This is a genomic window from bacterium, from assembly GCA_035505375.1.
Lineage (GTDB): Bacteria > Hydrothermota > Tepidihabitantia > Tepidihabitantales > Tepidihabitantaceae > UBA2258.
Window position 1 is genome coordinate 13,442 of the sequence record DATJQV010000001.1, and the last position, 26,194, is coordinate 39,635.

The 26,194-nt window shown below is 61.7% G+C and carries 27 protein-coding genes; 15 read left to right on the plus strand and 12 right to left on the minus strand.

The window, feature by feature from the left end; all coding sequences use genetic code 11:
• Positions 1 to 12: 12 nt before the first annotated feature.
• The 3 genes from ychF to VMH22_00065 all read left to right on the plus strand — a co-directional run bounded on the left by ychF (position 13) and on the right by VMH22_00065 (position 1,939).
• Positions 13 to 1,062 carry a redox-regulated ATPase YchF gene (gene ychF / locus VMH22_00055; GenBank protein HTW90085.1) on the plus strand — a complete coding sequence of 350 codons (1,050 nt, stop codon included), beginning with the start codon at positions 13 to 15 and terminating at the stop codon, positions 1,060 to 1,062.
• 63 nt (positions 1,063 to 1,125) lie between these two features.
• On the plus strand, positions 1,126 to 1,479 hold the full coding sequence (rpsF, locus tag VMH22_00060; GenBank protein HTW90086.1) for a 30S ribosomal protein S6: 354 nt from the start codon (positions 1,126 to 1,128) through the stop codon (positions 1,477 to 1,479).
• A complete protein-coding gene (locus VMH22_00065; GenBank protein HTW90087.1) occupies positions 1,472 to 1,939 on the plus strand; it encodes a single-stranded DNA-binding protein in 468 nt (155 codons plus the stop codon). The genes rpsF and VMH22_00065 overlap by 8 nt, the downstream gene beginning before the upstream one ends.
• 84 nt (positions 1,940 to 2,023) lie before the next feature.
• On the opposite strand, the gene VMH22_00070 is transcribed toward VMH22_00065, so the two are convergent.
• Both VMH22_00070 and VMH22_00075 read right to left on the minus strand, forming a co-directional pair.
• Complete coding sequence (locus tag VMH22_00070; protein HTW90088.1) at positions 2,024 to 2,695, minus strand: TonB family protein; 672 nt, start codon at positions 2,693 to 2,695, stop codon at positions 2,024 to 2,026.
• Positions 2,696 to 2,746: 51 nt separating this feature from the next.
• On the minus strand, positions 2,747 to 3,625 hold the full coding sequence (locus tag VMH22_00075; GenBank protein HTW90089.1) for a PhzF family phenazine biosynthesis protein: 879 nt from the start codon (positions 3,623 to 3,625) through the stop codon (positions 2,747 to 2,749).
• A 243-nt stretch (positions 3,626 to 3,868) separates the two neighbouring features.
• Between VMH22_00075 and rpsP the strand changes: the two genes are divergently transcribed.
• The 8 genes from rpsP to VMH22_00115 all read left to right on the plus strand — a co-directional run bounded on the left by rpsP (position 3,869) and on the right by VMH22_00115 (position 9,617).
• Positions 3,869 to 4,213, plus strand: coding sequence for a 30S ribosomal protein S16 (gene rpsP, locus VMH22_00080; protein HTW90090.1), 345 nt, complete (start codon positions 3,869 to 3,871; stop codon positions 4,211 to 4,213).
• A gap of 3 nt (positions 4,214 to 4,216) precedes the next feature.
• Positions 4,217 to 4,447, plus strand: a complete 231-nt coding sequence (locus VMH22_00085) for a KH domain-containing protein (protein HTW90091.1) — start codon at positions 4,217 to 4,219, stop codon at positions 4,445 to 4,447.
• 32 nt (positions 4,448 to 4,479) lie between these two features.
• Positions 4,480 to 5,214, plus strand: a complete 735-nt coding sequence (trmD, locus tag VMH22_00090) for a tRNA (guanosine(37)-N1)-methyltransferase TrmD (GenBank protein ID HTW90092.1) — start codon at positions 4,480 to 4,482, stop codon at positions 5,212 to 5,214.
• On the plus strand, positions 5,207 to 5,602 hold the full coding sequence (gene rplS, locus VMH22_00095; protein HTW90093.1) for a 50S ribosomal protein L19: 396 nt from the start codon (positions 5,207 to 5,209) through the stop codon (positions 5,600 to 5,602). The genes trmD and rplS overlap by 8 nt, the downstream gene beginning before the upstream one ends.
• Complete coding sequence (locus VMH22_00100) at positions 5,565 to 6,173, plus strand: ribonuclease HII (GenBank protein HTW90094.1); 609 nt, start codon at positions 5,565 to 5,567, stop codon at positions 6,171 to 6,173. The genes rplS and VMH22_00100 overlap by 38 nt, the downstream gene beginning before the upstream one ends.
• Entirely contained in the window at positions 6,170 to 6,520 is a 351-nt protein-coding gene (locus VMH22_00105) for a YraN family protein (protein HTW90095.1), read from the plus strand. Before VMH22_00100 ends, VMH22_00105 begins: the two co-directional genes overlap by 4 nt.
• On the plus strand, positions 6,520 to 8,061 hold the full coding sequence (locus tag VMH22_00110) for a YifB family Mg chelatase-like AAA ATPase (protein ID HTW90096.1): 1,542 nt from the start codon (positions 6,520 to 6,522) through the stop codon (positions 8,059 to 8,061). The genes VMH22_00105 and VMH22_00110 overlap by 1 nt, the downstream gene beginning before the upstream one ends.
• 236 nt (positions 8,062 to 8,297) lie before the next feature.
• Positions 8,298 to 9,617: a nucleotide sugar dehydrogenase gene (locus tag VMH22_00115; GenBank protein ID HTW90097.1), complete on the plus strand. Its 1,320-nt coding sequence runs from the start codon at positions 8,298 to 8,300 to the stop codon at positions 9,615 to 9,617.
• 67 nt (positions 9,618 to 9,684) lie between these two features.
• Here the strand turns inward: VMH22_00115 and VMH22_00120 are convergent, their stop codons facing one another.
• From VMH22_00120 to glnA, 5 genes are all read right to left on the minus strand, one after another.
• Positions 9,685 to 10,230: a hydrogenase 3 maturation endopeptidase HyCI gene (locus tag VMH22_00120; GenBank protein ID HTW90098.1), complete on the minus strand. Its 546-nt coding sequence runs from the start codon at positions 10,228 to 10,230 to the stop codon at positions 9,685 to 9,687.
• A 4-nt stretch (positions 10,231 to 10,234) separates the two neighbouring features.
• Positions 10,235 to 11,230, minus strand: coding sequence for a tetratricopeptide repeat protein (locus VMH22_00125; GenBank protein HTW90099.1), 996 nt, complete (start codon positions 11,228 to 11,230; stop codon positions 10,235 to 10,237).
• On the minus strand, positions 11,202 to 11,588 hold the full coding sequence (locus tag VMH22_00130; GenBank protein ID HTW90100.1) for a RidA family protein: 387 nt from the start codon (positions 11,586 to 11,588) through the stop codon (positions 11,202 to 11,204). Before VMH22_00130 ends, VMH22_00125 begins: the two co-directional genes overlap by 29 nt.
• A 124-nt stretch (positions 11,589 to 11,712) precedes the next feature.
• On the minus strand, positions 11,713 to 12,624 hold the full coding sequence (locus tag VMH22_00135) for a bifunctional enoyl-CoA hydratase/phosphate acetyltransferase (protein HTW90101.1): 912 nt from the start codon (positions 12,622 to 12,624) through the stop codon (positions 11,713 to 11,715).
• Positions 12,614 to 14,023: a type I glutamate--ammonia ligase gene (gene glnA, locus VMH22_00140; protein HTW90102.1), complete on the minus strand. Its 1,410-nt coding sequence runs from the start codon at positions 14,021 to 14,023 to the stop codon at positions 12,614 to 12,616. The genes VMH22_00135 and glnA overlap by 11 nt, the downstream gene beginning before the upstream one ends.
• A gap of 178 nt (positions 14,024 to 14,201) precedes the next feature.
• On the opposite strand from glnA, the gene VMH22_00145 reads away from it, so the two are divergent.
• The 4 genes from VMH22_00145 (at position 14,202) to VMH22_00160 (ending at position 19,471) form a co-directional block, all read left to right on the plus strand.
• Positions 14,202 to 15,551 (plus strand): glutamine synthetase family protein, encoded by a 1,350-nt coding sequence (locus VMH22_00145; GenBank protein ID HTW90103.1) that lies wholly within the window; start codon positions 14,202 to 14,204, stop codon positions 15,549 to 15,551.
• A gap of 781 nt (positions 15,552 to 16,332) precedes the next feature.
• On the plus strand, positions 16,333 to 16,560 hold the full coding sequence (locus tag VMH22_00150; GenBank protein HTW90104.1) for a hypothetical protein: 228 nt from the start codon (positions 16,333 to 16,335) through the stop codon (positions 16,558 to 16,560).
• 43 nt (positions 16,561 to 16,603) lie between these two features.
• Positions 16,604 to 17,620, plus strand: a complete 1,017-nt coding sequence (locus VMH22_00155; GenBank protein ID HTW90105.1) for a HEAT repeat domain-containing protein — start codon at positions 16,604 to 16,606, stop codon at positions 17,618 to 17,620.
• A gap of 36 nt (positions 17,621 to 17,656) precedes the next feature.
• Positions 17,657 to 19,471, plus strand: a complete 1,815-nt coding sequence (locus VMH22_00160; protein ID HTW90106.1) for an AAA family ATPase — start codon at positions 17,657 to 17,659, stop codon at positions 19,469 to 19,471.
• 259 nt (positions 19,472 to 19,730) lie between these two features.
• Here the strand turns inward: VMH22_00160 and VMH22_00165 are convergent, their stop codons facing one another.
• From VMH22_00165 to murF, 5 genes are all read right to left on the minus strand, one after another.
• Positions 19,731 to 20,075, minus strand: a complete 345-nt coding sequence (locus VMH22_00165; GenBank protein ID HTW90107.1) for a DUF86 domain-containing protein — start codon at positions 20,073 to 20,075, stop codon at positions 19,731 to 19,733.
• The gene (locus VMH22_00170; protein ID HTW90108.1) at positions 20,072 to 20,374 is read right to left on the minus strand and encodes a nucleotidyltransferase family protein; all 303 of its coding nucleotides are present in this window, start codon (positions 20,372 to 20,374) and stop codon (positions 20,072 to 20,074) included. The genes VMH22_00165 and VMH22_00170 overlap by 4 nt, the downstream gene beginning before the upstream one ends.
• Before the next feature lie 328 nt (positions 20,375 to 20,702).
• Positions 20,703 to 22,604 (minus strand): acetate--CoA ligase, encoded by a 1,902-nt coding sequence (gene acs / locus VMH22_00175; protein HTW90109.1) that lies wholly within the window; start codon positions 22,602 to 22,604, stop codon positions 20,703 to 20,705.
• Positions 22,605 to 22,793: 189 nt separating this feature from the next.
• Positions 22,794 to 24,788: an acetyl-CoA carboxylase biotin carboxyl carrier protein gene (gene accB / locus VMH22_00180; GenBank protein HTW90110.1), complete on the minus strand. Its 1,995-nt coding sequence runs from the start codon at positions 24,786 to 24,788 to the stop codon at positions 22,794 to 22,796.
• Entirely contained in the window at positions 24,772 to 26,145 is a 1,374-nt protein-coding gene (gene murF, locus VMH22_00185; protein ID HTW90111.1) for a UDP-N-acetylmuramoyl-tripeptide--D-alanyl-D-alanine ligase, read from the minus strand. Before murF ends, accB begins: the two co-directional genes overlap by 17 nt.
• Positions 26,146 to 26,194 lie beyond the last annotated feature (49 nt).

Here is a 26,194-nt window from a genome sequence, read left to right on the forward strand (position 1 = left end):
AAGGAAGACGCCATGAAGGTCGGGCTCGTCGGCCTGCCGAACGTCGGCAAGTCATCGCTCTTCAACCTGCTTACCGCGGGCAGCGCGAAGGTTGACATCTACCCGTTTACCACCATCGAGCAGAACGTCGGAGTCGTACTGGTCCCTGACGAGCGACTGGAGCGCATCGCTCAGATACTGAAACCGGAAAAGGCGACTCCCGCACACATCGAGTTCGTGGACATAGCCGGACTGGTCAAGGGCGCGAGCACCGGCGAGGGACTCGGCAACAAGTTCCTCGGCCACATCCGCGAAGCCGACCTCATCCTCCACATCGTGCGCGCATTCTCGGCCGGCAACATCCCCCATGTGCTTGACACCGTGGATCCGGACCGCGACGCGGCAATCGTGGAGGCCGAGCTGGCGATAGCCGACCTCGCGATTGTCGAGAAGCGACTGGAGCACGTGCGCAAGGAACCGAAGACGCCGGAACAATCACTCCTGCTCGAAGCCCTTGAGAAGCTCCACTCGGCCCTGGTCCGGGGCGAGCGAACGGCGCTGAGTCCGGAACAGAGCCGCGCCACGCGCGAACTCGGGCTCATCCTGACCAAGCCGGTCATCTACGCCGTAAACTGCTCGGACACCGAACCGGCCGACCCGTCGCGGTTTCCGCAGACTGCGGCGAAGACCAACCTGCTGTTCTCTGCAGCGCTTGAGGCCGGCATGGGCGACTTCGCCGAGCCGGACCGCGTTGAACTGCGCCGTTCATTGAACTTGGCCGCAGAAGGCCCGTCCGGCATCGTCGCCTGCTGTTTCGAGGCGCTCAACCTCATCCGGTTCTACACCATCAAGGGCACGGAGTCACGGGCATGGGCCGCGCCGGCCGGCACGACCGCAATCGAGGCCGCGTTCATGATCCACACCGACATCGGCAACGGTTTCATCAAGGCCGAGGCAATCAACTATCGTGACTTGGTCGCGTGCGGCGCCTTCCACGTCTGCCGCGACAAAGGCCATGTCAAAGTCGAAGGTAAGACCTACGTCGTACAGGACGGCGACGTCCTGCTCATCAAGTTCCGCTAGGATGCAGACTGGATACATTCGCCAATCGTCAATCGTAAATCGTCAATTACCACAGGAGGAAGTTTGAATAACTACGAGCTCGCGATGATCGTCAGTCCGGACCTGGCCGAGAAGGACGTACAGAAACTCGCCCAGGACTCCAAGGAACTGCTGGCAGCCAGCGGCGCAACCGCTGTCTCAGACGAACAGGTCGAGCGCCGGGCGCTGGCCTACCCCATCAAGAAGCACAACGAGGCCAACTACGTCTATGTCAACTTCTCGGGCCCGCCGACTATCCCGGAGAAGTTCCGCTACGAGATGCGGCACCGCGAAGGCCTGATGCGCATGGCGTTCGTATGTAGGCCGGTTCCCAAGCCAGCGCTGGAAGTATCCCCTGCCACCCCGCCGGAGCCGCAACCCGAGGCGCCCAATGTCTGAGACCGAGCGCGGCGGTCAACGTACCCCGGGCACCCCGATAAGACTGGGGAACCTGAACGTCGTAATCCTGCTGGGCCGGGTCACGATGGACCCAGACCTGCGCTACACTCCATCGGGCGCCGCTGTACTTGGCTTCCGAATCGCCGTGGACCGCGTCTGGCGCGACAAGGCGACCGACGAATGGAAACGCGAAGCCTCGTTCTTCCAGGTGAACCTCTGGGGCCAGAGCGCGGAACGGCTGAGCAAGACGATGAGAAAGGGTTCTGCGGTCCTGGTTGAAGGCCAGCTCCGCAGCCGCTCCTGGGAAGGCAAAGACGGCGAGAAGAAATATGCGGTCGAGATCCACTCGTCAAGAACTCAGGTGCTTGACAAGCCCGATTTCGCTCCTGGGACGGGACCGGGGCCGGTTGATGAAGAACCGGACATCCCCAAGGACCAACTGGACGACATCCCGTTCTAGTCAGGTCGCGCGCGGAGACTAGCGGCCGGTCGGGGCATCAAAACCCCGGCCGGTTCTTTCATGGATCTCTCAGCCTGCCGGCGATTACGGCGGTTCGCTTGCGTCCCGGGGCGGCTCCGGTACCGGCAGAGCGTCGTCTTCCTTGAACCGGAAGTGGTACGGCATTGGGAACCAGACCCTGACCTGCCGCCCGTAGTTTTCGGCCGGAGAGAACGACGCCCGTAGCGCGGTCGCGCAAGCCGCGGAATCGGCCGCCTGATAGCCGGAGGTGCCCGCGATTCGAGCCGCGAGTACGGCACCATCGAAGTCCACTAGCGCTTCCACGTAAGCAATCCCGCTGAAGCTGTACTTCTTCAACTCGGCCGGGTAAGCGGCCGGCCTAACGACGATTGGCTGAGGCGGTTTCTGCACCTTGTAAAAGCTGACCGCGTCCTCAAAGTCACCCAATAGTGGAATCACCGATGGATTCCAATACTGCAGCATACCCGGATGGTTAAACCTGAGCACAATCGTGTCACCCGCCTTGGCCATCGCGTCGGATTCCGGTTCCTGCGACGCCACGACGAAAAGCGGCACCCTGGATGTGTCGACCTCTACCTGCTCGAACCGTGACACGAGACCAAGTCTCCGGAGCGCACGATGCGCATGGTATACGTCCTTGCCGACCAGAGCGGGCACCGACAGAGAATCAGCCCCGGCGGTCATGGAAACAGCCGCCAGCACCGGGAGCAGCATACTCACGACTCTCTGGCTCACGATTGAGCTTATTGTCCAAGCCGTCCGCTGTCAAACTGGTGACGAAGGGGGCTAGAGTTCAAACTCGCCTTTGCCCGACACGACAACACCACCGCCGACCCGCACGCGAATGTGGCCGTCGCTCTCCTGCCCCTGCAGGTACAGCAGCGAAGGCCGGTTGACCTCAATGCCTTGCTCGGTCTGGATTGCGAACTCATTTCCACCCAGGTATCTGTGACGAACCAGCCAGGCGCAGAGACAGCCGTTGGCGCTGCCGGTGGCCGGGTCCTCCGGCACGTCGTAGTAGTCGCAGAACACGCGTACATGCAGACGACACTGAGGTTTAACGGTCTCCTCCGAGAACGCCAGCACCGCCTTGGCTTCAAGCCGGTCAATCAGCCGATAGTACTCGGCCAGGTTCAGCTTGATGCCGCGCGCCGCAGCCAGCGTCTTTACCGGGACAATCAGGAAAGACAGCCCGGTGGAAACCTCCTGAACCGGATAGTGGATGTCGATGTCGCCAGGCGACAGGCCAAGCACCCGGGCCGCCGCTTCCGGCTCGACGGTCGAGCCGAACACGGGCGGAACCTGAGTCATCACCAGTCGCGCTCCGTTTTCTTCAACCGCGACCGGCACTACACCTGCCTTCAGGTCCAGCCTGACCTCGTCCGCCTTGCGTCCGAGGAATCGATCCCACAACACGTATGCCGTTCCCAGTGTCGGATGCCCGGCAAACGGCACTTCACGGGCCGGCGTGAAGATGCGCACCGGCCAGCCGCGCTCGTTCGGCTTATCCGACAAGATGAAAGTTGTCTCGCTGAAGTGAATCTCACGGGCAAGAACCTGCATCTCCTCAGCCGTGAGTCCTCTCCCGTCGCGAAACACTGCGAGCTGATTTCCCTCAAATCGCCTCCGTGCAAAGACATCGCAGATGATGAACTCGCGCTTCATGTTGTCGAATCCTAGCTCCTCTGTCCACCGGGTCAAGCCCGAAGACGCAAAGTGATCGAACTGCCCGTTCGCTGATGCTGCGGCGGCCGTTCGGGTCGCTCGATGCCCTCCGGGCGGCAACTCGTGCCGTCCGCATGACCTTCGACCGGCGTCCAGAGACCCCAGCACCCACGTATCAGAGGCGGAATTGATTGACAATCCGGGCGTTTTCGCTATCGTTTGGGCTCAGATAAGGAGATCACTTTGCTCAAGATTCGACTAAGGCGCATGGGACTTCGCAACCGACCTGCCTACCGGCTGGTCGTGATTGACTCGCGCAAGGCGCGCGATGGCGAATACCTCGAATCGGTCGGCCACTATGACCCGCGTACGAAATTCCTGGAACTGGACGCCGAGCGCATCGGCCACTGGATCACGAAGGGCGCGCAGACCTCGGGCACGGTTGGCAGGCTCATGAGCCGCTACGCGCGGCAGCACGCGCCGGCGGCCGAGGCCGCGAACGGCGACAGCGCGGAGACCGCGACCGTAGCAACCGAACCCGTCCCCACACCGGAGAGCGCGACACCGACAGACACACCCAAGGAGTAGACCATGAAAGAGATGATCGAGCACATCGTGAAGGCACTCGTCGACCACCCGGACCAGATCAAGGTCACCGAACTCGCTGGCGAGCGGACACTCACCTATGAAGTCAAGGTCATGCCGGGCGACCAGGGCAAGGTCATCGGCCGGCAGGGCAATACCATCGACGCGATTCGGGCGATTGTCAGAGCGGCGGCCCGCAAGCTCGACAAGCACGCAACGATTGACGTAATCGGCTAGACCACCCGCGGACCCGACCGTCATTCCGATCCATGCAGGCATCCGTCATCACGCTGTTCCCCGAATACTTCGCCGGTCCCTTCGACTGCGGACCGACGCGTATCGCGCGCGCTGACGGCAAGCTCGCGATCAGTTTGACCAACCCCCGGGACTTCACCACCGACGCCCACCGCACCGTCGACGACTACCCGTTCGGCGGTGGCGCCGGCATGGTGATGAAACCCGAGCCCCTCTCTGTGGCAATCGATACTGCGCGCCGGCCGGAAAGCCTCGTCGTACTCCTCTCCCCCCAAGGCGAGCGCTTCTCGCAGCCGATGGCCGAGGAGTTCAGCCGCGCCGAACACCTCGTGCTCGTTTGCGGCCGCTACAAGGGCGTTGACGAGCGCGTCCGCATGCTGGCTGACCGTGAGGTCTCGGTCGGAGACTATGTGCTGGCCGGCGGCGAGGCCGCGGCCGTGGTCATCATCGAGGCCATCGCCCGGCTTTTGCCCGGCGCGGTCGGCGACGAGGATTCGGTTGCGACCGACTCGTTTTCGGCCGGCATCCTCGACGCCCCCTATTACACCCGGCCGCGTGAGTTTCGCGGCCGCGAAGTCCCGGAAGTGCTGGTGTCCGGCGACCACGCCTCGGTCGCCCGCTGGCGCCGGGAACAGGCTCTGAAAACTACCGCCCGGCGCCGGCCCGAACTCCTGCGCAATGAAGCCCTGACCGAGTCCGAGCGCGAGTTCCTTTGCCGGGAACTACAGAAGGAGATCATCAATGGCTAAGAAGGAAGCTCCGAAAGAAGCTAAAGCCGCGCCGGTCCGGCACGAGCCGGCCCAGATCCCGCAGCTGCGGCCCGGCGACAGTGTCGCGGTCCACGTGCGGATTGTCGAAGGCGACAAGGAACGCCTGCAATTGTTCGAGGGAACGGTCATCCAGATCCGCGGGGCCGGCCCGAACCGCAGTTTTACCGTCCGCAAGGTAAGCCGCGGCTACGGCATCGAACGCATCTTCCCGTACGGCACGCCGGCCGTCGCCAAGGTCGAGGTGAAACGGCATGGCAAGGCCCGACGGGCCAAGCTCTACTATCTGCGCAATCGGACCGGCCGCGAGGCGATGCTCCAAGAGCAGCGGGGTGAAGAGCAACCTAGACCTGGAACTGTGGCAGAGTAGCACCCTCTTCTGCGGCGTGGACGAGGTAGGAAGGGGGGCCTTGGCTGGGCCGGTGGTCGCCGCGGCCGTTATCCTCCCACCCCACACGGATATCGACGGCGCCGATGACTCCAAGAGACTGACTCCTCTCCGGCGCGAACGCCTCGAACCCGAGATTAAGCGCCGCAGCCTGGCTTGGGCAGTCGCGTGGGCCGGCAGCCGCTTCATCGAAAGACACAACATCGCCAACGGTACCTTCCACGCCATGCGGCTTGCCGTCCGGCGACTTCAAGTCCGGCCGGAACTCGTCCTTGCCGACGGCTGGGCAATCCCGGAAATCGACCTTCCCTGCCGTGGGATCATCCACGGCGACAGCTCGAGCCTCTCCATCGCCTGCGCCTCAATCATTGCCAAGGTCTGGCGCGACCGGCTGATGACCCGCTTGTCCCGGCGCTACCCCGGCTACGGGCTTGACCGGCACAAGGGGTACGGTACCGCGGCGCACGTGCAGGCGCTGAAGGAACTCGGCGTCTCCCCCATCCACCGCCGAACATTCTCACCGGTACGCGACCTCGTCGCCTCGGCCCAGTGAAAGCGAAACCGCTGGGCCGGAAGGGAGAGGACCTTGCCGCTTCCCACCTCCGGGAAATCGGTTGGGAGATTCTCGAACGCAACTACACGACGTGGCTGGGCGAAATCGACCTGGTCTGCCGCGACCGGGACACGCTCGTATTCGTCGAGGTGAAGACCCGCAATGAAACCGACTTCGCGCGGCCCGACCAGTCGGTGACACAGCGCAAGCAGGCGAAACTGCGCCGGCTTGTCGAGGAATACCTGGTGAAGCACAACCTGGAAACGGCCGACGTCAGGTTCGACGTGCTTGGCGTCACGCTCAGAGGGCGGCGACCCGAGTTCGACCACATCGTCGGAGCACTCTAGTGCTGTCGCGCGTGCAGTCGGCCGCGGTGTACGGGGTCGACGGCTACATCGTGACCGTCGAGACCGACATCACCCACGGTCTGTCGGCGTTCAACATCGTCGGCCTGCCTGACGCCGCGGTCAAAGAGTCACAGCACCGCGTCCAAGCGGCAATCAAGAACTCCGGCTTCACGTTCCCCAACCGCAAGATTACGGTCAATCTCGCGCCGGCCGACGTCAAGAAAGAAGGCGCGGCTTTCGACCTGCCGATGGCGGTCGGCATTCTCGCTGCCGGCGGAATCATCCAGCCGGAGGCGCTGCGCGACCTCGCATTCCTCGGCGAGTTATCGCTCGACGGCTCGGTCCGCCCCATCAAAGGTGCGGTCTCGATGGCGGTCGCGGCGCAGCTCGCGGGCTTGCGCGGGCTCATCGTGCCGACTCAGAACGCGACCGAGGCCGCGATGGTCGAGAGCCTGCCGGTCTACGCCGTCGGCTCTTTGGTCGAGGCAGTCAACTTCGTCAACGGCGCAGCCACCATCGAGCCGACGCACACCGACATCGCCGCACTCTTTGCCCAAGCCGCGATTCAGTCTGTTGACCTTGCCGAGGTCCACGGCCATGAACACGCCAAGCGCGCCCTTGAGATTGCCGCGGCCGGCGGCCACAACGCGCTGATGATCGGGCCGCCCGGCTCGGGCAAGACCATGCTGGCGCGGAGGCTGCCGACCATCCTGCCGCCAATGACATTGCCCGAGGCGCTGGAGGCGACCCGGATTCACAGCGTGGTCGGCGCGCTCTCACCGGACCGGCCGTTGGTCGCGACCCGGCCGTTCCGCTCCCCGCACCACAACGTCTCGGAATCGGGCGCGATCGGCGGCGGCACCGTGCCGCGACCGGGCGAGGCATCGCTCGCCCACAACGGAGTGCTCTTTCTCGATGAGCTGCCCGAATTCCGGCGCGACGTGCTCGAGGCCCTGCGCCAGCCGCTCGAAGATGGAGAGGTCACAATCGGCCGGGCCCGCTCGACCTTCACCTTCCCGGCAAGGTTCATGCTCGTCTGCGCCATGAACCCGTGCCCCTGCGGCTTCGCCGGTGACCCGCGCCACGCCTGCTCCTGTTCGCCGCAGAAGATTCGCCACTACCGGAGCAAGATTTCCGGACCGCTACTCGACCGCATTGACATCCATATCGAAGTGCCGGCGCTCAAGTACGACGACATCTCGACCAAACGGGCGGGCGAGAGTTCCAGAGCAGTCGCCGAACGGGTCGCCCGGGCACGCCGGACCCAGCTCGCCAGGTTTGCCGCGACGAACTCGCGCCACCCGGTCTACTCGAACGCCCAAATGGGACCGCAGTTCATCCGCCGCTTCTGCCCGGTCTCGGCCCAGAGCGACGAAATCCTGCGGGCCGCGATTGACCGGCTCGGGCTCTCGGCCCGCGCCTACCATCGCGTGCTCAAAGTCGCGCGCACTATCGCCGATCTGGAAGGCAAAGAGAACATACAGCCGTCCCACATCACCGAGGCGGTGCAGTATCGCACACTCGACCGGACAGCGTGGTAGAAGAGAAATGACGAAGTTCGAAATGCGAATACCGATTGAAACTCGAGGTGCGGATAAGGACCAATCCGGAATTCGGGCTTCGTCATTCAGTCGTCATTCGTGCTTCGGATTTCGGGTTTACCCATTGAATCGTCACTCGTGTCTCGGACTTCGGGCTTTGGCTGCCCCAGCGGTCATGTTCCGTGACTCGATCACTAGACCACAGGACCACTTTGTTTACTGCATAGGAGGACACCATGGACCTGGCAAAGAGAATCCATGAAAGAAAGGCAAAGGTTGCGGTCATCGGCATCGGCTATGTCGGCCTGCCCTTGAGCATCGAAATCGCGCGCGCCGGTTTCACGACAGTGGGTTTGGACGTCGACAAGACAAAGGTGGCCGCGGTGCTGAAAGGCAAGAGCTTCATCGGCGACGTCAAAGACTCGGACGTGGCCGAAGTCACGAAGAGCGGCAAGTTCACCGCCACATCCGACTTCAAGGTCCTGGCGTCGTGCGACATCATCAACATCTGCGTGCCGACGCCTTTCACCGCCTCCAAAGACCCCGACGTGTCCTTCATCCAGGACGCGGGCCGCGAAGTGGCGAAGCACTTCAAGCCAAGTCAGCTTGTCGTCCTCCGCTCGACAACCTACCCGGAGACGACCGAGAAAGTCCTGCAGCCCATCCTGGACGAACCGGGTCGGAAAGTCGGCCGCGACTACTACCTGGCATTCGTACCGGAACGCATCGACCCGGGCAACCACACGTTCAACACGAAGACCACGCCGGTCGTGGTCGGCGGGGTCACCAAAGCCTGCACCGACCTGACGGTAGACTTCTACTCACGATTTGTCGAGCGGGTTGTCCGCGTCTCCTCGCCGAGCGCTGCCGAGATGTCGAAGCTACTCGAGAACATCTTCCGCAGCGTCAACATCGCTCTCGTCAACGAAATGGCCATGATGTGCGACCGGATGGGCAACATCGACATCTGGGAAGTCATCAACGCCGCTTCGTCCAAACCGTTCGGCTACATGCCGTTCTATCCCGGGCCCGGCATCGGCGGCCACTGCATTCTGATCGACCCGTACTACCTTGCGTGGAAGGCCCGCGAGTACGACTTCCACTCAAACTTCATCGAGCTCGCGGCCGAAACCAACGAGGGCATGCCATTCTACGTCGCCGACCGGATTACCGAAGTGCTGGGCATCAACGGCATCGCCGCCTCCAAGGCCAGGTTGCTAATCCTCGGCGCGGCGTTCAAGGGCAACGTCGAGGATACGCGCCACTCACCGGCGATCAAAGTAATGGAACTGACCCATGGCAAGGTCAAGAGAATTGACTACCACGACCCATACGTGCCGCAGATTCACTTCAATGGAACCGGGTTCAAGTCGGTGCCGCTGACTGCGAAGGCGCTCAAGTCGGCCGACTGCGTCGTGATTCTCACCGACCACAAGTGCTTCGACTACGACTTCATCTTCAAGCACAGCCGGCTGATTCTCGATGCGCGCAACGCGATCAAACGCCGCGGCTCGAAGAAGCTCTACACCCTCGGCAACCACCCGGTCAAGCGCTGACCGCGCCCCGGACTCGAAACTGAAACGTCCCGCGTCGGATGTGGGCCGCACCACATCCAGACAGCGCTCACGCGCCGGTCTGAAATTCCCCAGCCCAGTCCCGTACGGACGCGACCACGCCGGGCAAGGCGCGCCGGACCGGGTGGGACAGCTCTTCCCCGAACTCGATACTCTCCGGTTGGATGCCGAGCAGTTCGACTGTCGCTCCCGTCTCCATCGAGAGCATCTCTATCGTTAGGGTGAGAGGCAGAGTGTGAGTCGAGAGCAGGCCATACGACAAACCGTCGACCTCCTCGCGGCTGAACAGACGAAACTCGCCGGGTTTTGCGCCGTAGTGGCAGCAGTCAACCACGAGTATGTGGGTGGGCTTTCGGACCGCGACCGGCTGGACGTAGTTCTCCGGCGTGCTGCCGCAGTCGAGGACGAAGAGAGAGGTTGAGGCTAAGGTTGAGGTCCCAAACTTGACCTTGACCTTAGCCTCAACCTTCTGGATCTCGTCGCATACGATGCAGCCGATTGCATCGTCCCCGCGCAGCCTGTTGCCGACCCCGAGGATTGCTACCGAGTTGGCCTCGAGACTTGGGACTGGCGCTTCCCGCTCGACACTCGTCAATTCCTCACAGTTTCTTCAGCCACTGCTTGCATTCGCTGACGTAGTGCGGTAGCCAGGGAACGTCGTCCTGATACGGCTCCCACGCAATCACACGGTTGAACCGTTCCCGCGCTTCGTCCTTCTTGCCCATCTGCGTGTAGGCCTTGCCGCATACGTCCCAGTTCTCGGCCATGGAATACTTGTCGTCGGGAAACGCCCGTGGTATCGCTGAATCCAGTACCGCCCCCACCTGAACTGCGTCGGCGTAGCGCCCGCCCTTGAAGTATGCGTCGCGCATCGTGCGCATAACGCTTCTGTTGCCGGGATAGATAGCGAGCACCCGCTTGCAGTAGTCAACTGCCTCATCGTATCGCTCATCGGTCTTGAGCATCATGGCCATCATCATCTCCGCCGGCCCCTTGAGCGGCCCGTCGCCGTCCGCCATGGGCCGGACGACGGCGTATGCTCTTGGACGCGACCCCATCAGATGCAGACCCAACGTGTACTTCGACGACGTCGCCTTGTAGTAGTCAATCATGCCCGATGCGAGTCGCGCCTCGGCCAGACTCGAATCTCGTCTCAGGGCCGCATCCAGGTGCGGGGATACGTCCAGCATCGCCTTGCCCGCGGACATCTTCCGTCCCTGCCAACCGAGAAAGCTCGAGCGGTTGAGCTGGGTCAAACCGAAGTAAAGGTGGGCCTGCGCGTCTTCCGGATCCTCGGCCAACTGCTGCCGGCAGAGCATCAACACGTGGTCGCTGAGTGCGAAGAAGGAGTCCGCAAGCACCCCGCGTCCGGAATCGTTGATGAAAAGCTGAAGCACGGCCGCCTGCCAGTAGTACCCGGCCGGGTCAGTCGGCTCTGCCTGGATTGCCGCGGCGGTAATTGCCAGCGCGGAGTCATACTGCTGCAGATAGCCGAGTTCCCGCACACGCGCGATATCGCCTGTGCTCATGCCCGCGGCCACGGAGACCGCGAACGCAAACAGCAGGCTAGGCTTCAGCGATGACGTCGATCTCAACCGAGACTCCCTTGGGCAGGGCCGCGACCTGAATGGTCGAGCGAGCAGGAAACGGTTCGCGGAAATAGCGGGCGTACACCTCGTTGACCTTGCCGAACAGGCCCATGTCGGTCAGGAACACCGTGGTCTTCACCACCCGGCTCAGGTCAGTACCGGCCGCGGCGAGAACCGCGGCAAGGTTGGCGAACACCTGCTCTGTCTCCTTCACAATGTCGCCCGTCACCAGGTTGCCGGTGTTCGGGTCAATCGGTATCTGCCCGGACGCGAAGACCAGATTGCCGTACCGCACGGCCTGACTGTATGGCCCAATCGGCTTCGGCGCCTTGTCGGTCAAGATCGCTTTCCGCTCACCGCTCATGATTTGCTACCTTTCCCCTCCTCACCCTCGCTACGCTCTCCCTCTCCTCTCAGAGGAGAGGGATGGGGTGAGGAGAATCCGGACCTAATCACTCGTCACTCGCCATTCGTCACTCGACACTTCCTCATGATGCCAGATTGCCCAAGGCAATTGAATACAGCTTGGTTTCTGCCGAATCGGCCCGGGACAACATCACAATCGGCTTCCGTGCCCCGACGATGATACCGGCGCACTTTGCCCCGCCCAGGTACTGGAGCCCCTTGGCCAGGATGTTCCCGGTTGCGAGCGACGGCACTACCAGTATGTCAACGTTGCCCGACACCTCGCTCGCGACCCGCTTGATCTTCGCCGCCTCCGGTGAAAAGGCGATATCAAGGGCGAGCGGTCCCTCAATCACGGCCTCACCGAACTCGCCCTGGTCTCCCATTCTCGCCACAATCGCCCAGTCCAGGGTGTCCGCGACATTGAGCGTTATCTTCTCGACCGCCGACAGGAGCGCGACCAAAGGCCTGTTTATGCACAGGAACCGCGCCAGTTCGATGGCGTTCCGCACTATGTCTATCTTCCGTCGCAGGTCCGGCTGAGCGTTGATGCCGCCATCGGTAACAAACAGCACCTTCTTGTAGGTCGGTAGCGCCAGCAACGCGACATGGCTCAGTATCCGGTCGCCGCGCAGTCCGTTCGCCTCGTCGAGCACGCCATGCATGAAGGTCGCGGTGTCGACCTGGCCCTTCATCAGGAAATCGCCTTTGCCGGCCACGTCCGAGATTGCCTGCCGGATCGACTCGGCCTGCGAGGAGGTATTGTGAATCTCGAAGTCTGCGGCAGAGAACTTCTGGCTCTGGCAGATGGTTGCGATGCGCTGTTCGTCCCCGTAGAGAGCGCCTTCGGCGATGCCGGCCTGCCTGGCGGCGTGCAATGCCTCGATAGTGGCGCAGTCTTCAGCACACGCGACCACGCAACGCCGGGTGCCGCGTGCCCGGGCCCGCCCCAGCAGGTCCTCGAAGTTGGCGACCGGTCCAGAATCAGCAGCCATAGTACAGACTGAACTCCCACGGATGAGGCCGGCGGGCGACCGCCTCGACCTCATCCATCTTGATCTCCACCCACTTGTCGATGGTCTCCTTCGAAAAGACGCCATCATGTGTGAGGTAACGGCTGTCCTGCTTCAGCTCATCCAGCGCCCGCACAAGAGAGAATGGAACGGCCTTCTTGCCTAAGTCGAGCGAATCGAGCCTGCCGCTGAGCGGCATGCCCGGGTCGACCTTGTTACGGATTCCATCCAGCCCGGCCATCAGCACTGCGGCCATCGAAAGGTACGGATTGGCAGTCGCATCGGGAATCCGGTACTCGATTGCCATCTCGGCCGCCTTAGTGACGTAGCCAGGGATGCGAATAGCCGCGGTCCGGTTGGCCACCGAGAAGAAGATGAGCACCGGCGCTTCGTAGCCCGGAACCAGCCGGCGGTAGGAATTGGTGCTCGGGTTGGTCAGCGCGCAAAGGCTGGGCGCGTGATTCAGGATGCCGCCGATGTAGTGAAGCGCCATCGGCGATAGCTTGGCCGCCGCCTTCTCATCGCCGAACATCGACGTACCTTCGCCCTCGCCCCCCGCCCCCTGCCCCCCGCCCCCTCTCTTCTGCAGGTACATATGCAGGTGCATGCCGGACCCGGCTTCACCGAATATCGGCTTGGGCATGAACGTCGCGCTCTTGTCGTGCTTGAACGCGAGGTTGCGCACCAGGTACTTGCTCAGCATGATGCCGTCGGCCGAGCGCATGGCGGGCAGGAACACCGGTTCGACCTCGACCTGCGAATAGCGACCGCCTTCGTGATGGTGATACTTCACCGGCACGCCGCACTGAGCCATCAGCAATGAAAGCTCGGAGCGGAAATCGGAGCTGCGGTCGAAAGGCGGGGCAACGTGATAGGCCGGACCCTTGAACAAAGAGAAGCCCGACGGGTCGTCGTGCCTCAGTTCGTCGGTCTCGATTCGATAGACTGCCGACGATTGGTCGGTCCAGAACTCGGCCTTGTTGAACAGGTAGAACTCAAACTCCGGTCTGACCATCACCTCGTCGGCGTGTGTTTCCTTCGCGAGCACCGCAATTGCCCGTTGCAGGATGGCGCGCGGGTCGCGCTCGTACCTGCGCTTGCCGTCGCTCTCGTAGATCTCGGCGAAACAGGAGATCGTCGGCTCCTGGGTGAATGGGTCGACAAAGGCCGAGTCGAGGTCCGGCTTCAGCACCATGTCGCCGGCATCAACGGCCCGGAACCCGGCGACTGCCGAGCTGTCGAACCCGACGCCTTCCTTGACCGCACGCTCCAGTTGCTCGACCGGCAACGTCACGTGCCGGAGGCGGCCGGTCAGATCCGAGTACTTGAGATCGAGGAACTTGATGTCCTTCTCGAGGATGGCGTTTTCGATACGTTTCACGCCTGTAAGCTTGCCACAAAACACCGCAAAGTCAATCCAAGGTCCGAATTCGCCGCCCGGGCTGATGCTGCGCCGCTTGACGATCGGGAGTCGGCCGCTACGCTGTCTGACAATGACCGAGGCCCCCGGCCTGAATGCACCGCGCGGAGGCGCCTCGCGTCGCTCAGGAGGAACAACAATGGCTTACCCTAAGGACGCGGCCCGTAAGGCTGCCGCGATTCTAAAACACGCCGCAGCGGAGAAGGTACGGTTCGTCAATCTGCAGTTCGCCGACATCTTCGGCATGGTCAAGAGCGTCACCATGCCCGCGACCCGGCTGCCCGGTTTCATCGAGAGCGGAGTCTGGTTCGACGGATCTTCGGTGGAAGGTTTTGCCCGCATCGCCGAGAGCGACATGTACCTGCAGCCCGACCTCGACACATTCTGCATCATCCCCTGGGAACGGGGCGAGAACACCACGGCCCGCCTCATCTGCAACGTATTCGGACCGGACGGGAAACCCTCGGCTGCAGACCCCCGCCACGTACTCATCCGTGCTCTCAAAGAAGCCGAGGCCGCCGGCTTTCGCTTCATCACCGCTCCGGAATGCGAGTTCTTCCTCTTCAAGAAGGATGGACTCCACTCTACCCCTCACGACAAGGCGGGCTACTTCGACTACTCGACCGATGAAGCCTACGAGGTCCGCAAAGAAATGGTCAACGCTCTCCACGAATTCGGCATGCAGGTCGAAGCCAGCCATCACGAAGTCGCGGTCGGGCAGCATGAAATCAACTTCCGTTACGACAATGCACTCCGGACCGCCGACAACACGCTGACGTTCAAACTCACGCTCAAGACGGTCGCCCAACGGCACGGCCTGCACGCGACATTCATGCCTAAGCCCGTGTTCGGTATCAATGGCTCCGGCATGCACACCAACCAGAGCCTTTTCGGTATCGCGAGCGGCAAGAACGCCTTCTACGACCGCCGGGAGGAACACGGGTTGTCGAAGATTGCCCGCCATTTCATCGCCGGACAACTGGCCCACGCCCGAGGAATGTCGGCAATACTGTCGCCGTTGGTCAACTCCTACAAACGGCTGGTGCCGGGCTACGAAGCGCCGGTTTATGTCGCGTGGGGCCGGATCAACCGCTCGGCTCTCATCCGCATCCCGCAGTTCGCCCCGGACAAGACCGAGACTGCTCGGGCCGAGTTGCGTTGCCCGGACCCGAGCTGCAATCCCTACCTTGCCTTCGCGGTAATGCTGAAGTGCGGACTGGAGGGAATCCGGAAACAGATCGAGCCACCGCCGCCGACCGACGAGAACCTCTACCAGCTCGATGAAGCCAAGCTACGCAAGCAACATATCAGCACACTGCCGGCCTCGCTCACCGAAGCGCTGGATGAGATGGAAAAGGACGAGACCGTTCAGGAAGCGCTGGGACCCCACATCTCCGCCCGGTTCATCGAAGCAAAGCGGCAGGAATGCGCCGAATCAGGAATGCAGGTAACCCAGTGGGAGCTGGATAAGTACCTGCCCATCTACTAGTCGATAGACTCGCGGACGACGACGTGAGGGCGGCGTGACTGCCGCCCTCAGTTTCATCCGAACCCGCCCGCATCTTCTGCCGGGCTCAACCTCAACCTGAACCTTAACCTCGACCTATGTCCTCACCTCAACCTCAGCCTTAGCCTCGTCCTGCTCGCCCACTTGATTCCTTGCCCCTTGGACCGGCAAACGCGCGGCTCAAAGCTGCGACAAGAGCACGCCGGAAAGCTCCACTCAAAGTTCGCCGGAAAGTACCTTAGAAAGCATGCTCGAAAGCGTACTTCATAGCATCTTCCATCGCTCATTTCAGAGCTCGCTTCATCGCTTCGTGCATTGCTCATCTCAAAGCTCAGCGCATCGCTTCTCACATCGCTCGCTGCAAAGCTCCGGCGAAAGCTCGCGCAGAAGCTCGCCTGAAAGCTCAGATCAAAGCTCATTTCAAGGCTCGTTTCATGGCTTGGTCGAAAGCTCCTCAAAGGGCATGCCCCCGGGCGACCCCTATATGCGAACTTCCCGCGACGCAACAGGGCTTAACGGGCTGAGAGTACTTTACTTATGACTAGCTTCGGAGAATTACTGAACCATCAGTTCTTTTGGGCCTTTCGCGACCCCGAAATCCACCCGCGCGCAGCGTTGGGAATCGCCTGTTGCGTCACCTGGGCTTCTCCTTTGCCGTGACCTCGTCCCGCGTAGCCATGTTGACATTCACTCGACCGAAGGTATCCTATGGCCGTGAAGCAACGGCCACCGCCCCACCCGCACAGTCGAAGAGTATTGTTCGATGATGATTGACGGTCTGGACTGGCTCGACTGGCTCCACCGGATCAGAGCCGAATCGGAAGCTGAGCGCCGGCGTCAGGGCAAGACTGTCGCCGAGCGGCTAGCGCGTGCGGAAGAAACCGCGGACCGAGTTGAGCGCGAGATGGCAGACATGGCCGCGCCCGTCGCCCGTGACAAGCCACAATCAGGCACGCAAAGTGACCCGCTCGACCCTGACGGAGGCTGGTAATATGGGAAGTGCCCGCTTTCTTCCCCTGAAGGAGATTCCAGTCATGGAAAGTGATTCGGTTTTTCCCGGTCCAGGGAAAGTCAAACATGTGCGGAGCATCACGAAAGACTCCTCGCCCGCAAGCGCGACTGCGCGTGGCTTCGATGTACCAAAGGCAGCAGCACGCTCATTGGGTCAGATCGGTAACACAGAGGCTGTCGCTGCTCTAACAAAGATAGCTGTAGGCGGCCCGACCTCAGCCCGAATCGTAGCACTTGAATGGCTGGCCAAGTTGCGCGGCAAGAAGGCTATTCCAGTTCTGGTCAACTGCCTTACTGACGTCAGCGCGGATGTCCGCAGAGCTGCTCGCACAAGGGTCGCTGAGGTCGGGTCAGAAGCTGTGGGCTACATAGTTCCGCTCATGCAACATGAGAGGTGGTTCGTGCGCGCTTCTGCGGCGCACCTGCTAGGTCAGCTAGGCGGAGACAAGGTAGTCCCGCTGCTGGTGCCGGCCCTCGGCGACAGATACAAGACAGTGCGGGACTCTGCCGAAGAGGCCCTGCGCTCCATTGGCACGGCTTCAGCCAAGAGAGTCATTCTTCAACGGACGACCCCGAGCCCCGTGGGCGGCGTCGACAACTTAGCCAAACGTGCCAGACGCGGCTCGCGTCGGGCGATCGATGAACTAATAGCGGCAGCGGCCTCTCCGGGTCACCCCGAACAGGATGCAGCGATAGAATCACTAGGCACCTTGGATGACATTCGGGCAATCCACACTCTCGTGGGGCTCCTCCCCGACCAGTCATGGGCCACACGCAGAGCTGCTTGCGAAGCGCTGGCACGAATTGGCAAACCAGCGACCGCAGCGTTGCTTGGAGCCCTGAACGACTCAAACAGCTACACCAGATTCGGTGCCGCTCGCGCCCTAGGTCTGGGTGGGTGCAAGTCAGCGGAGCGGCCACTGATCGAGCTTCTGCGTGACCCTGACGAGTACGTGCAAGGGGCGGCCGTGATGGCGCTTGGTGTGCTGCGCTCTAGCAGAGCCGTACCTCATTTGCTGAACGTCGCAAAGGGTGACTAGTGTGAGCGGTACGTTCGACGCCACAAGGAGGGTCTATTGCCCCTAGCAGAACTGCGGATTAAGAACTACAGGGCTTTCGAGGACAGCGGACTCGTCAAGATGGGTAGCATGACGGCCGTAGTTGGCCGGAACGACGTCGGTAAGTCAGCTCTGCTGCACGCACTTAGGGTCTTCTTTAGTCCGCCCAAGAAGGGTCTGCCTCTCGCGGAGATACACGGTCAGAACGCGAAAGCTGAGGTCGAAATCGAAGTAGCACTGAAGCCGAGCGCGCTCTCGTCCCAGGAAGTCAAGATCGACGCGAAGAACAAGATCAATCTAACGTCCGACCGTCTCATTGATGGAAGCGGGTTGCTGCGTCTCCGCTTGGTTGCTTCCGTCAAGGGCACATTGAGGTTAGAAGCGCTCGTCCAAGACGTGGACGACGATGCGCTGTTTCCCCTCGCGACAAAGAACCAGGAGCAGTTGCTCTCCCTGCTAGAGGCGCAGGGGCTGACTGCCACGCGAGCGGGCCGAGAGACAAACCAAGCCAAGCGCGAGAGTCTTCGCCGCAAGGCAGAAGCCGATGGCAAGGGACTTCGCGAGGCGTGGGTGGACGTCTCAGACGTTGAAGCAGCGTTGCGAGAGGTGCTTCCCGAATTCGTCCTCTTCACGGATACCGCGGACTACGGCATTGAGGAAACGGCCGTGCAGAACCAGTTCAAGGGAATAGTAGACAAGGCCCTCGCTGCGCACACGGGTGCAAAGCAGATAGAGGATGACATCCGCGCGACAGTGCAGCAGGAATTCGACAAGGTGTACGACCGTCTCTGCCACCTAACTGACTCAGTGACGTCGCTGAAGGCGGAACCCAAGGTAAACTGGAAGAAGGCAGTTGACGGCATCGGACTGACCTGTGGCGATCTTGCGGGCCAAGATACGCCGTACGAATTACGGGGAGCCGGGATACGGCGGCTCTTCATGGTTGCATACCTCCAGTATGAGGCGGCTGCCTCGATGCATACGCCTAACGGCCCTAAGTACGTTTTCGCAGTGGAGGAACCGGAGGTGCACCTCCACCCCGGTGCGCAGCGTGACCTCATAGAGGCCTTTTCTGAACTCGCGAACCTCGGACATGCTGTTGTCTTCACAACTCACTCACCGGTCTTCGTGGCAGAGGCGAAAATGCAAGACGTGGCTCTCGTGACACGTGCCGACAACAAAGCCAACGTAACGCAGAAGCCACATATCGACGCCAGACAGATCGCAGAAGAACTGGGTGTCGAGGCATCGGACCGACTCGTCGGTAAGAACTACATCATCCTCGTGGAGGGTCCGCGAGACGTGCGCTTCTACACCTCCGTGTTAGACGAACTGAGCAAAGCAGGTAGGACGAAGATGCAACCGGGCAAAGTCATGTTCCTGCAATGCGGCGGCGTGGATAACGTCAAGTTCAATGTAACAACCCGCTGCATGGATGAAGCTCATCTCAGATGGGCAGTTCTCGGAGACAGCGACAGAATGTCGGCTGGCGGTCCGCTGGGGCAGAAGGCAACCGCCCTCCAAGCAGCTATCCCACCGACATGCAGCCTCTGCTGCTTCCTCGAACGCACGGCAATAGAGAACTATCTTGACCAGAACGTAGTGAAACAGGTGACGGCAATTGACTGTCTAATCCCACAATACGGGAAGCCGACAGATCTAGCTGGGGCTCCGTTGGGCAAACGAACGCGCGACAAACTCAAGGATGCCGGCCACGTGGTCGCTCAGCGCATGTCAGCGTCGGGGATTGAGTCATGCTCCAAGGATGCAGGTGGGACGTGTGAGTTCGCGCGCATCTTCGATGACATATATGCCGCCTTCGGGTCACCCTAGAAAGAGCAACCGGGGGATGAGGGACAGTCACCCATTAGGGTTGCTGCGGGACATCTCGGCAGATTCCGCCCGCCCGCCCGGAACGAGCCTACCGCCCACAGCCGACAGCTAGCAGCTTCCGACGGACCAGCAAGGGAATTGCAGATTCAGGATCCTAGATTGCAGATTACGGACGGCGTCTCCCCAGCCATCAGCCATTGCGGTCGGACTGCGAAGCTAGTCAATTAGCTGAGAGCAGCTTGTAATCGCTGGCGCAGCCTTAGGAGTCGGTTGGCAACCCGGCAAGGATGGACGCGAGTTTCGGCTTCAACTTCGGCACGTCGTACTGAACCGTGGTCCATATTTCCTCGACGTCCACGCCGAAGTATTCGTGAACCAGCACGTTGCGCATAGCGACGATCTCTGCCCATGGCACGTCAGGATGCTGAGCACGAAGCTCGTCGCTGAGCCTGCCGGCGGCCTCTCCGATGACCTGTACGTGATGGACGAACCACGTCTGGAGCAGCTCGTCTCGTTCGATGGCCGCTCGTCCCTTGCCCACGTACTTCTCAATCTGCTCGATTGCCTCCAGGATGTCGAGCAACCTCTCGCGGTCGCTTCTCACAGAGGAACGGCTTCGAGCAGCACTCTGTTGCGAATACGAGGCCGGAGTCCGCGGTCCGTCACGACATCCACCTTGCAGCCGAGCAGTTCGCTGAGATCAAGCATCAGACCCGCGTGGTCCAGAAGACTCCGGCCGGGCTCAAACTCCACCAGGATGTCGACGTCGCTGTCGGGCCCGGCTTCACCGCGCGCAACCGAGCCGAAGATACGCACGTTCCGGGCACCGCGCTTCCGGGCTACGGCCAGAATCTCGGCCCGCCTGGACAGGAGCGTTTCTTTGGTGATGCACTGGGTCGCCACAAACCGAGGATAACGCGTCCCGAAGTGTTGTCAAGAAACAACAGAAGGCACTGCAAACTCTAGACTGCAGATTGCAGATTGACGCGGCCATGGGCCGCGAGTTTCCAGGTTCCGGTAGCCACTTCCCAGTTTCGGGCCTGGACTTCCGGCGTGGCCGTCGGCCGTGAGCTGTAAGCCCTCGGCCTTCCACCTCCGCCGGTTTGGCAGATCCCACCTGCCCATCCAACCCATTGCGGGTGTCGGCTGATTCGGGCCGCCTGTCGGTCGTCGGCCGATAGATGAAGGACGGGCGCGAACGCCCGCCCTTGGTCATGATGGACTTGTGTTGCTACTTGTCGGCGTTGCCGGTCATGATCTCGACCGCCTTCTTCACTTCATCGACCGAGGCACCGTCTTCAAGTGTGGTCAGGTCGCCCATCTTGGCGCCTTCGGTGATGCCCTTGAGCACACGGCGCATGACTTTGCCCGAGCGGGTCTTGGGCAGCATCTTCACGAACTGGACGTCGCGGGGCGCGGCAATCGCACCGATCTTCTCTCGGACGAGATTGATGATCGACTTGCGGGTGGCGTCGCTCGGTTCCTGTCCCTGCTTCAGGACCACGAAGCCCACGACCGCCTGCCCCTTCAGCTCGTCGGCCACGCCGACCGCGCTGGCTTCAGCCACGGCCGGATGCCCTGAGATGACTTCCTCAACTTCGCGGGTGCCCAGCCGGTGCCCGGCGATGTTGATGACCTCGTCGGCCCGGCCCAAGACCCAGAAGTAGCCTTCCTCGTCGCGAATGGCGTAGTCGCCAGTGTAGAAGAGCGACTTGTTCTGGAAGTGCTTCCAGTAGGTCTGGACGTATCGGTCGTCGTCGCCCCAAAGAGTAAGGAACGTACCGGCGGGCAGCGGCGGTCGCGCCACCAAGAGCCCGCGTGTCCCAAACGGGACTTCGTCCCCGTTCTCGTTGACAACAATCAGGTCCCAGCCGTACACGGCCTTGGTGGGTGAGCCCGGTTTGAAGGGCAGCATTTCGACCCCGGGCATGTTGGAAAGCATGGGCCAGCCCGATTCGGTCTGCCAGTAGTGGTCGATGACCGGCTTCTTCAGCGCATCCTTGGCCCAACGCCAGGTCGGCTCGTCCAGCGGCTCGCCGGCAAGGAAGATGTAGCGCAGGGCCGACAGGTCGTGTTTCTCGAACCAGTCCGAAGGGAACTTGCGCAGCATCCGCATCGCGGTCGGCGCCGAGAACATCACGTTCACCTTGTGCTTCTCGCACACTTGCCACCAGATTCCCGGGTCGGGAAAGTCCGGAGTACCCTCATACACGACAGTGGTCAGCCCGGCCAGCAGCGGCGCGTAACAGACGTAGCTGTGCCCGACGGTCCACCCGAAGTCCGACGTGGAGAAGTAGACGTCGCCCGGCTTCGTGCCGTAAATCAGCGGCATCGAGGACGCGAGCGCGGTCATGTGGCCGCCGCTATCGCGCACCACGCCCTTGGGCTTCCCGGTCGTGCCGGACGTGTACAGAAGATACAGCGGGTGGCTCGACTCGACCGGCACGCAATCGACCTTCGCCCCGCGGTGCTTGGCCATCTCTTCGGACCAGAGCTTGTCCCGACCTTCAACCCGGTTCCACTTGCCGAGTCCCCGGTCAAAGACGATGACGACCGGCACCTTGTTTTTGGCGAGTTCGAGCGCCTTGTCCGCGATGCCCTTCAGGTCAACCGTCTTCTGCTTACGCTTACCCGCGTCGGCGCAGACGACAAGCTTCACTCCCGCGTCGTCAATCCGGTCGGCCAGCGACTCGGTGCTGAAGCCGGCAAATACCACGGCATGGGGCGCGCCGATTCGGGCGCACGCCAGCATCGCCACCATCGTCTCCGGCACCATCGGCAGGTAGATGAGAACGCGGTCGCCCTTCGTGACGCCGTGTTCCTGCAGGACAGCAGCAAACGCGCTGACCTCATCGAGCAGTTCGCGGTAGGTGATCTTCCGGCACAGGCCGGTTTCCGGGCTTTCCCAGATAACCGCGACGCGGTCGCCGGCGCCGGCGAGCACGTGCCGGTCAACCGCGTTGTAGCACACGTTAGTCAGCCCGCCGGTGAAGTAGCGGTAGAAGGGCTCGTTCGACCGGTCGAGCACTGTGTCCCATTTCCGGAACCAGTGCAGCTTCTCGGCCTGCTCGGCCCAGAACTCGTCCGGGTTTGCGAGCGCGCGCTTGGTGATTTCTGCGTATTTGCCGGTCACTAATCCTCCTGCCGATTGAATGCTTGTCGGTCTTCGCTGAAGCCGCCCTCGGGCGGCGCTGAACTACCCCAAACCCGACATTGAACCACTAAGACACAAAGCACACGAAGCAGACAAGATCGATTCCGTTCCCCACCCTCTTTGTGACTTTGTGCCTTTGTGGTGAGCTTCTATGTCGGATTCAGGGACCTAGATGGGCTCGATGATGACTAGCGGCTGGCCGTATTCGACCGACTCGCCGTCATCAACCAGGATATCGACTACCCTGCACTTCTTCTCCGCCTGAATCTCGTTCATGAGCTTCATCGCCTCGACGATACAGAGCGTCTGCCCCGGGTCCACCGTATCGCCCTTCTTGATGAACGGCGGAGATTCGGGCCTGGACCTGATGTAGAAGGTCCCGACCATGGGCGATGTCACTTCTTCAGTATTGGCAGCAGACGTCGCTGCTGGCGGCGGCTGCGCCGGCGCGGGCGCCGACTGAACCACGGGTTCCGGCGCGGACTGCGCCGCGACCTGAGCCGGTTCGCCGACGGATTGCGAGGCCGGAGCTGCATGCTTCGCCGCTGCCGGACTTCCCTCTCCGGAGCCACGCCTGATTCTCACCTTCTCGTCCTCGTGTTCCCACTCGAAGTCGGTTACCGAGTGGGTGGCAACAATCTCAATCAGGCCGCGCAATCGCTTCACCTGCGGGTCCTCGGGCGGGGAGCTTACAGCTTGCAGCTTACCGCTTACAGCCTCCGGACTCCGACTGTTAGCTGCTAGCTGTCGGCTGTCGGCTGTCTTTGCCGGCTCCGGCGCGGTCGGGTTCTTACGCCACTGGAAGAACTTGAGCGCAACCTCGGGGAATATCGCGTAGGAGATGTAGTCCGCCTCGTTCTTGACCAGGTCCTTGCTCAATTCCTTGCGCGCCCGGGGCATGCCCGGTTCAAGCGTGTCAGCGGGCCTGCCCGTTATCGGCTTCTCGTCGCCGAGTATCTTCAGGGCCACTGCTTCTCTTATCGGCGCCGGAGCGCGGCCGTACAAACCCTTCACATAGTCCTTGGTCTCACGGGTCACCCGCTTGTACCGCTCGCCGGCCAGCACGTTGTGCACGGCCTGCACGCCCACGATCTGGCTGGTCGGCGTCACGAGCGGCGGGTACCCGAGGTCCTCACGCACGCGCGGCACCTCTTCCAGCACCTCATGGAGCCGATCCTCGGCCTTCTGTTCCTTGAGTTGGGACCGCAGGTTCGAAGCCATCCCGCCCGGAATCTGGTGAATGATGACCATCGAGTCGATGATCTTGGGTAGCGTGACGCACTGGTCGGTCGTGACCTTGTCGAAGTGCGTCTCGACTATCTCCATCTCAGCCATGTTGAGCTTCGGGTCGCGCGGCGTCCCGGCAAAGGTGGCTGCCATGGTCTCGCCCGCAGGCTGCGACGTCATGCACGCCAGCGGCGCGGCCGCCGTGTCAATCACATCGACGCCGGCCTCTGCCGCCTTGAGATACGCCGCTACAGCCATGCCGCTCGACGCATGGCAGTGGAGCTGCACCGGCAGGCCGATGGTCTCTTTGAGCGCCTTAACTAGGTCGTACGCCATCGTGGGTGAGATAATCCCGGCCATGTCCTTGATGCAGATGGAGTCGATGCCCATCTCCTGCTGCTCGTGCGCCCGGGCAAGGTAGTAGTCAATCGTATGGACCGGCGAGATGGCATAGCAGAGCGTTCCCTGCGCGTGCTTGCCGGCCTTCTTCACATATTCGATGGCCCGTTCGAGGTTGCGCGCGTCGTTCAGGGCATCGAACACGCGATAGACGTCCAGCCCGCGCTCGGCCGATTCGGCTACGAACTCCTCAAGCACGTCGTCCGGGTAGTTCTTGTACCCGACCACGTTCTGACCGCGCAGGAGCATCTGGAGCCGAGTGTGCTTCACCCGCTTTCGGATTTCGCTGAGTCGCTCCCATGGGTCCTCGTTCAGGTATCTCAGACAGACGTCGAACGTGGCGCCGCCCCACATCTCAAGCGACCAGTAACCGACCTTGTCCAGGTGCTCGAGCACCGGCAGCATGTCGGATATCTTCATGCGGGTGGCCCACAGCGACTGGTGCGCGTCGCGCAGGGTTGTGTCGGTGAATTGAATCGGAGGAAATGAAGAAGAATCCGGCCCGTCGGCCGGCATAGGTTTATTGTCTTTCGCCATAACGTCTCACAATCTCCTGACTGATAGTTTCCATGGCCATAGCTCGGGAGCCTTTCACGAGGATTGTATCCCCGGGTCTGATGAAGTCAAACAGCGCCCCCCTGGCCTGCTCAGACGTCTCAAACCGCCAAATCCTGTCCAATCCCACCGCAGAGGCACCTCTGGCAGTGTGTTCGCCTAGAGGTCCAACCACTACCAGTCTATTTACAAGTGCCCCCACCTTGCGGCCAAGGGCTTCGTGCTGGGATTGCGCTGATTCACCCAATTCCAGCATATCCCCTAGAAATGCGATACGCCTATCGACCTCGCCACACTCCTGCAGAACCTCAATTGCGGCACCGACTGACTGAGGGTTGGCGTTGTAGCAATCCTCAATCACCGTCATGTCGCCGAGCTTCGATACCCGCAGCCGCATCGGCAGCGCCTTGAGCCGGGCAATCGCCTCCGGCATGTCGCCGGGCCACATGCCCATTGCATATGCCCCGGCGCAGGCTGCGAGGCAGTTTGCGACATTGTGCCTGCCCGGCATGGCGAGCGTGACATCGTACTTACCCATCAACCGGAATCGGCTCCCGGCCAGCCCGGCATCCTCAATGTCCGTGGCAAAGACCTCGGCCTTCTGCTCCAGCCCGAAAGTGACTCGGCGAGGCGGCGCATAGGTCGCACCGATGGCCATCACTAATGGGTCATCGGCATTGAGCACAGCCGCGCCCTTCTCGGGCAACGCCTGCAGCAACTCGGCCTTCTCCTGCGCCACACCGTGCCGGTCCTTCATGAACTCAAGGTGCGTATCCCCGATGTTGGTAATCACCCCGGTCTCGGGCCGGCAGATGCGCGCCAGCCGTGCGGTCCCGCCCAACTCGTTCATCTCAATCTCGAACACTGCCGCCTCGATATCGCGGGTCATACGCAGAACGGTCAGCGGCACACCGATGTCATTGTTGTAGCTACCTTCGGGCTTGAGCGTCTTGAACTTGAGCGCGAGGATTCCGGCGAGGATTTCCTTGGTGGTCGTCTTGCCGTTGCTACCGGTCACGGCGACGACGCGAGCCGACATCCGCTCGCGGTGGCGGAAAGCGATGCTGCCCAAGGCCTCCGTAGTATTCGCGACCACGATGCCGACCTTGCCCGTCGGTACCGCTGCTTCCGAATCAACTACGACGCCGACTGCGCCCTTCTCAACCGCCTGCTCACAGAACTGATGCCCGTCGAGCCGTTTGCCACGGATCGCAACGTACAGGTCGCCGGGCCTCAATGTACGGGTGTCAATCGAAACGCCCGTCACCTTCATCTCCATGCCGTTCACCAACAGGCCATTGGTCGCGGTCACGAGTTCGCTCAGCCTTATGGGGTCCATTCCGGCTCCGTCACTCGATCCCTTTGTCCCTCGATCTCTCTATCCCTTC

Bases quoted from the DNA above. Each gene is read 5' to 3' on its own strand.
- ychF (HTW90085.1), top strand. From the start codon at position 13: ATGAAGGTCGGGCTCGTCGGCCTGCCGAACGTCGGCAAGTCATCGCTC.
- VMH22_00065 (HTW90087.1), top strand. From the start codon at position 1,472: ATGTCTGAGACCGAGCGCGGCGGTCAACGTACCCCGGGCACCCCGATA.
- VMH22_00075 (HTW90089.1), bottom strand. From the start codon at position 3,625: ATGAAGCGCGAGTTCATCATCTGCGATGTCTTTGCACGGAGGCGATTT.
- VMH22_00085 (HTW90091.1), top strand. From the start codon at position 4,217: ATGAAAGAGATGATCGAGCACATCGTGAAGGCACTCGTCGACCACCCG.
- trmD (HTW90092.1), top strand. From the start codon at position 4,480: ATGCAGGCATCCGTCATCACGCTGTTCCCCGAATACTTCGCCGGTCCC.
- rplS (HTW90093.1), top strand. From the start codon at position 5,207: ATGGCTAAGAAGGAAGCTCCGAAAGAAGCTAAAGCCGCGCCGGTCCGG.
- VMH22_00115 (HTW90097.1), top strand. From the start codon at position 8,298: ATGGACCTGGCAAAGAGAATCCATGAAAGAAAGGCAAAGGTTGCGGTC.
- VMH22_00130 (HTW90100.1), bottom strand. From the start codon at position 11,588: ATGAGCGGTGAGCGGAAAGCGATCTTGACCGACAAGGCGCCGAAGCCG.
- VMH22_00135 (HTW90101.1), bottom strand. From the start codon at position 12,624: ATGGCTGCTGATTCTGGACCGGTCGCCAACTTCGAGGACCTGCTGGGG.
- VMH22_00145 (HTW90103.1), top strand. From the start codon at position 14,202: ATGGCTTACCCTAAGGACGCGGCCCGTAAGGCTGCCGCGATTCTAAAA.
- VMH22_00150 (HTW90104.1), top strand. From the start codon at position 16,333: ATGATGATTGACGGTCTGGACTGGCTCGACTGGCTCCACCGGATCAGA.
- VMH22_00155 (HTW90105.1), top strand. From the start codon at position 16,604: ATGGAAAGTGATTCGGTTTTTCCCGGTCCAGGGAAAGTCAAACATGTG.
- accB (HTW90110.1), bottom strand. From the start codon at position 24,788: ATGGCGAAAGACAATAAACCTATGCCGGCCGACGGGCCGGATTCTTCT.
- murF (HTW90111.1), bottom strand. From the start codon at position 26,145: ATGGACCCCATAAGGCTGAGCGAACTCGTGACCGCGACCAATGGCCTG.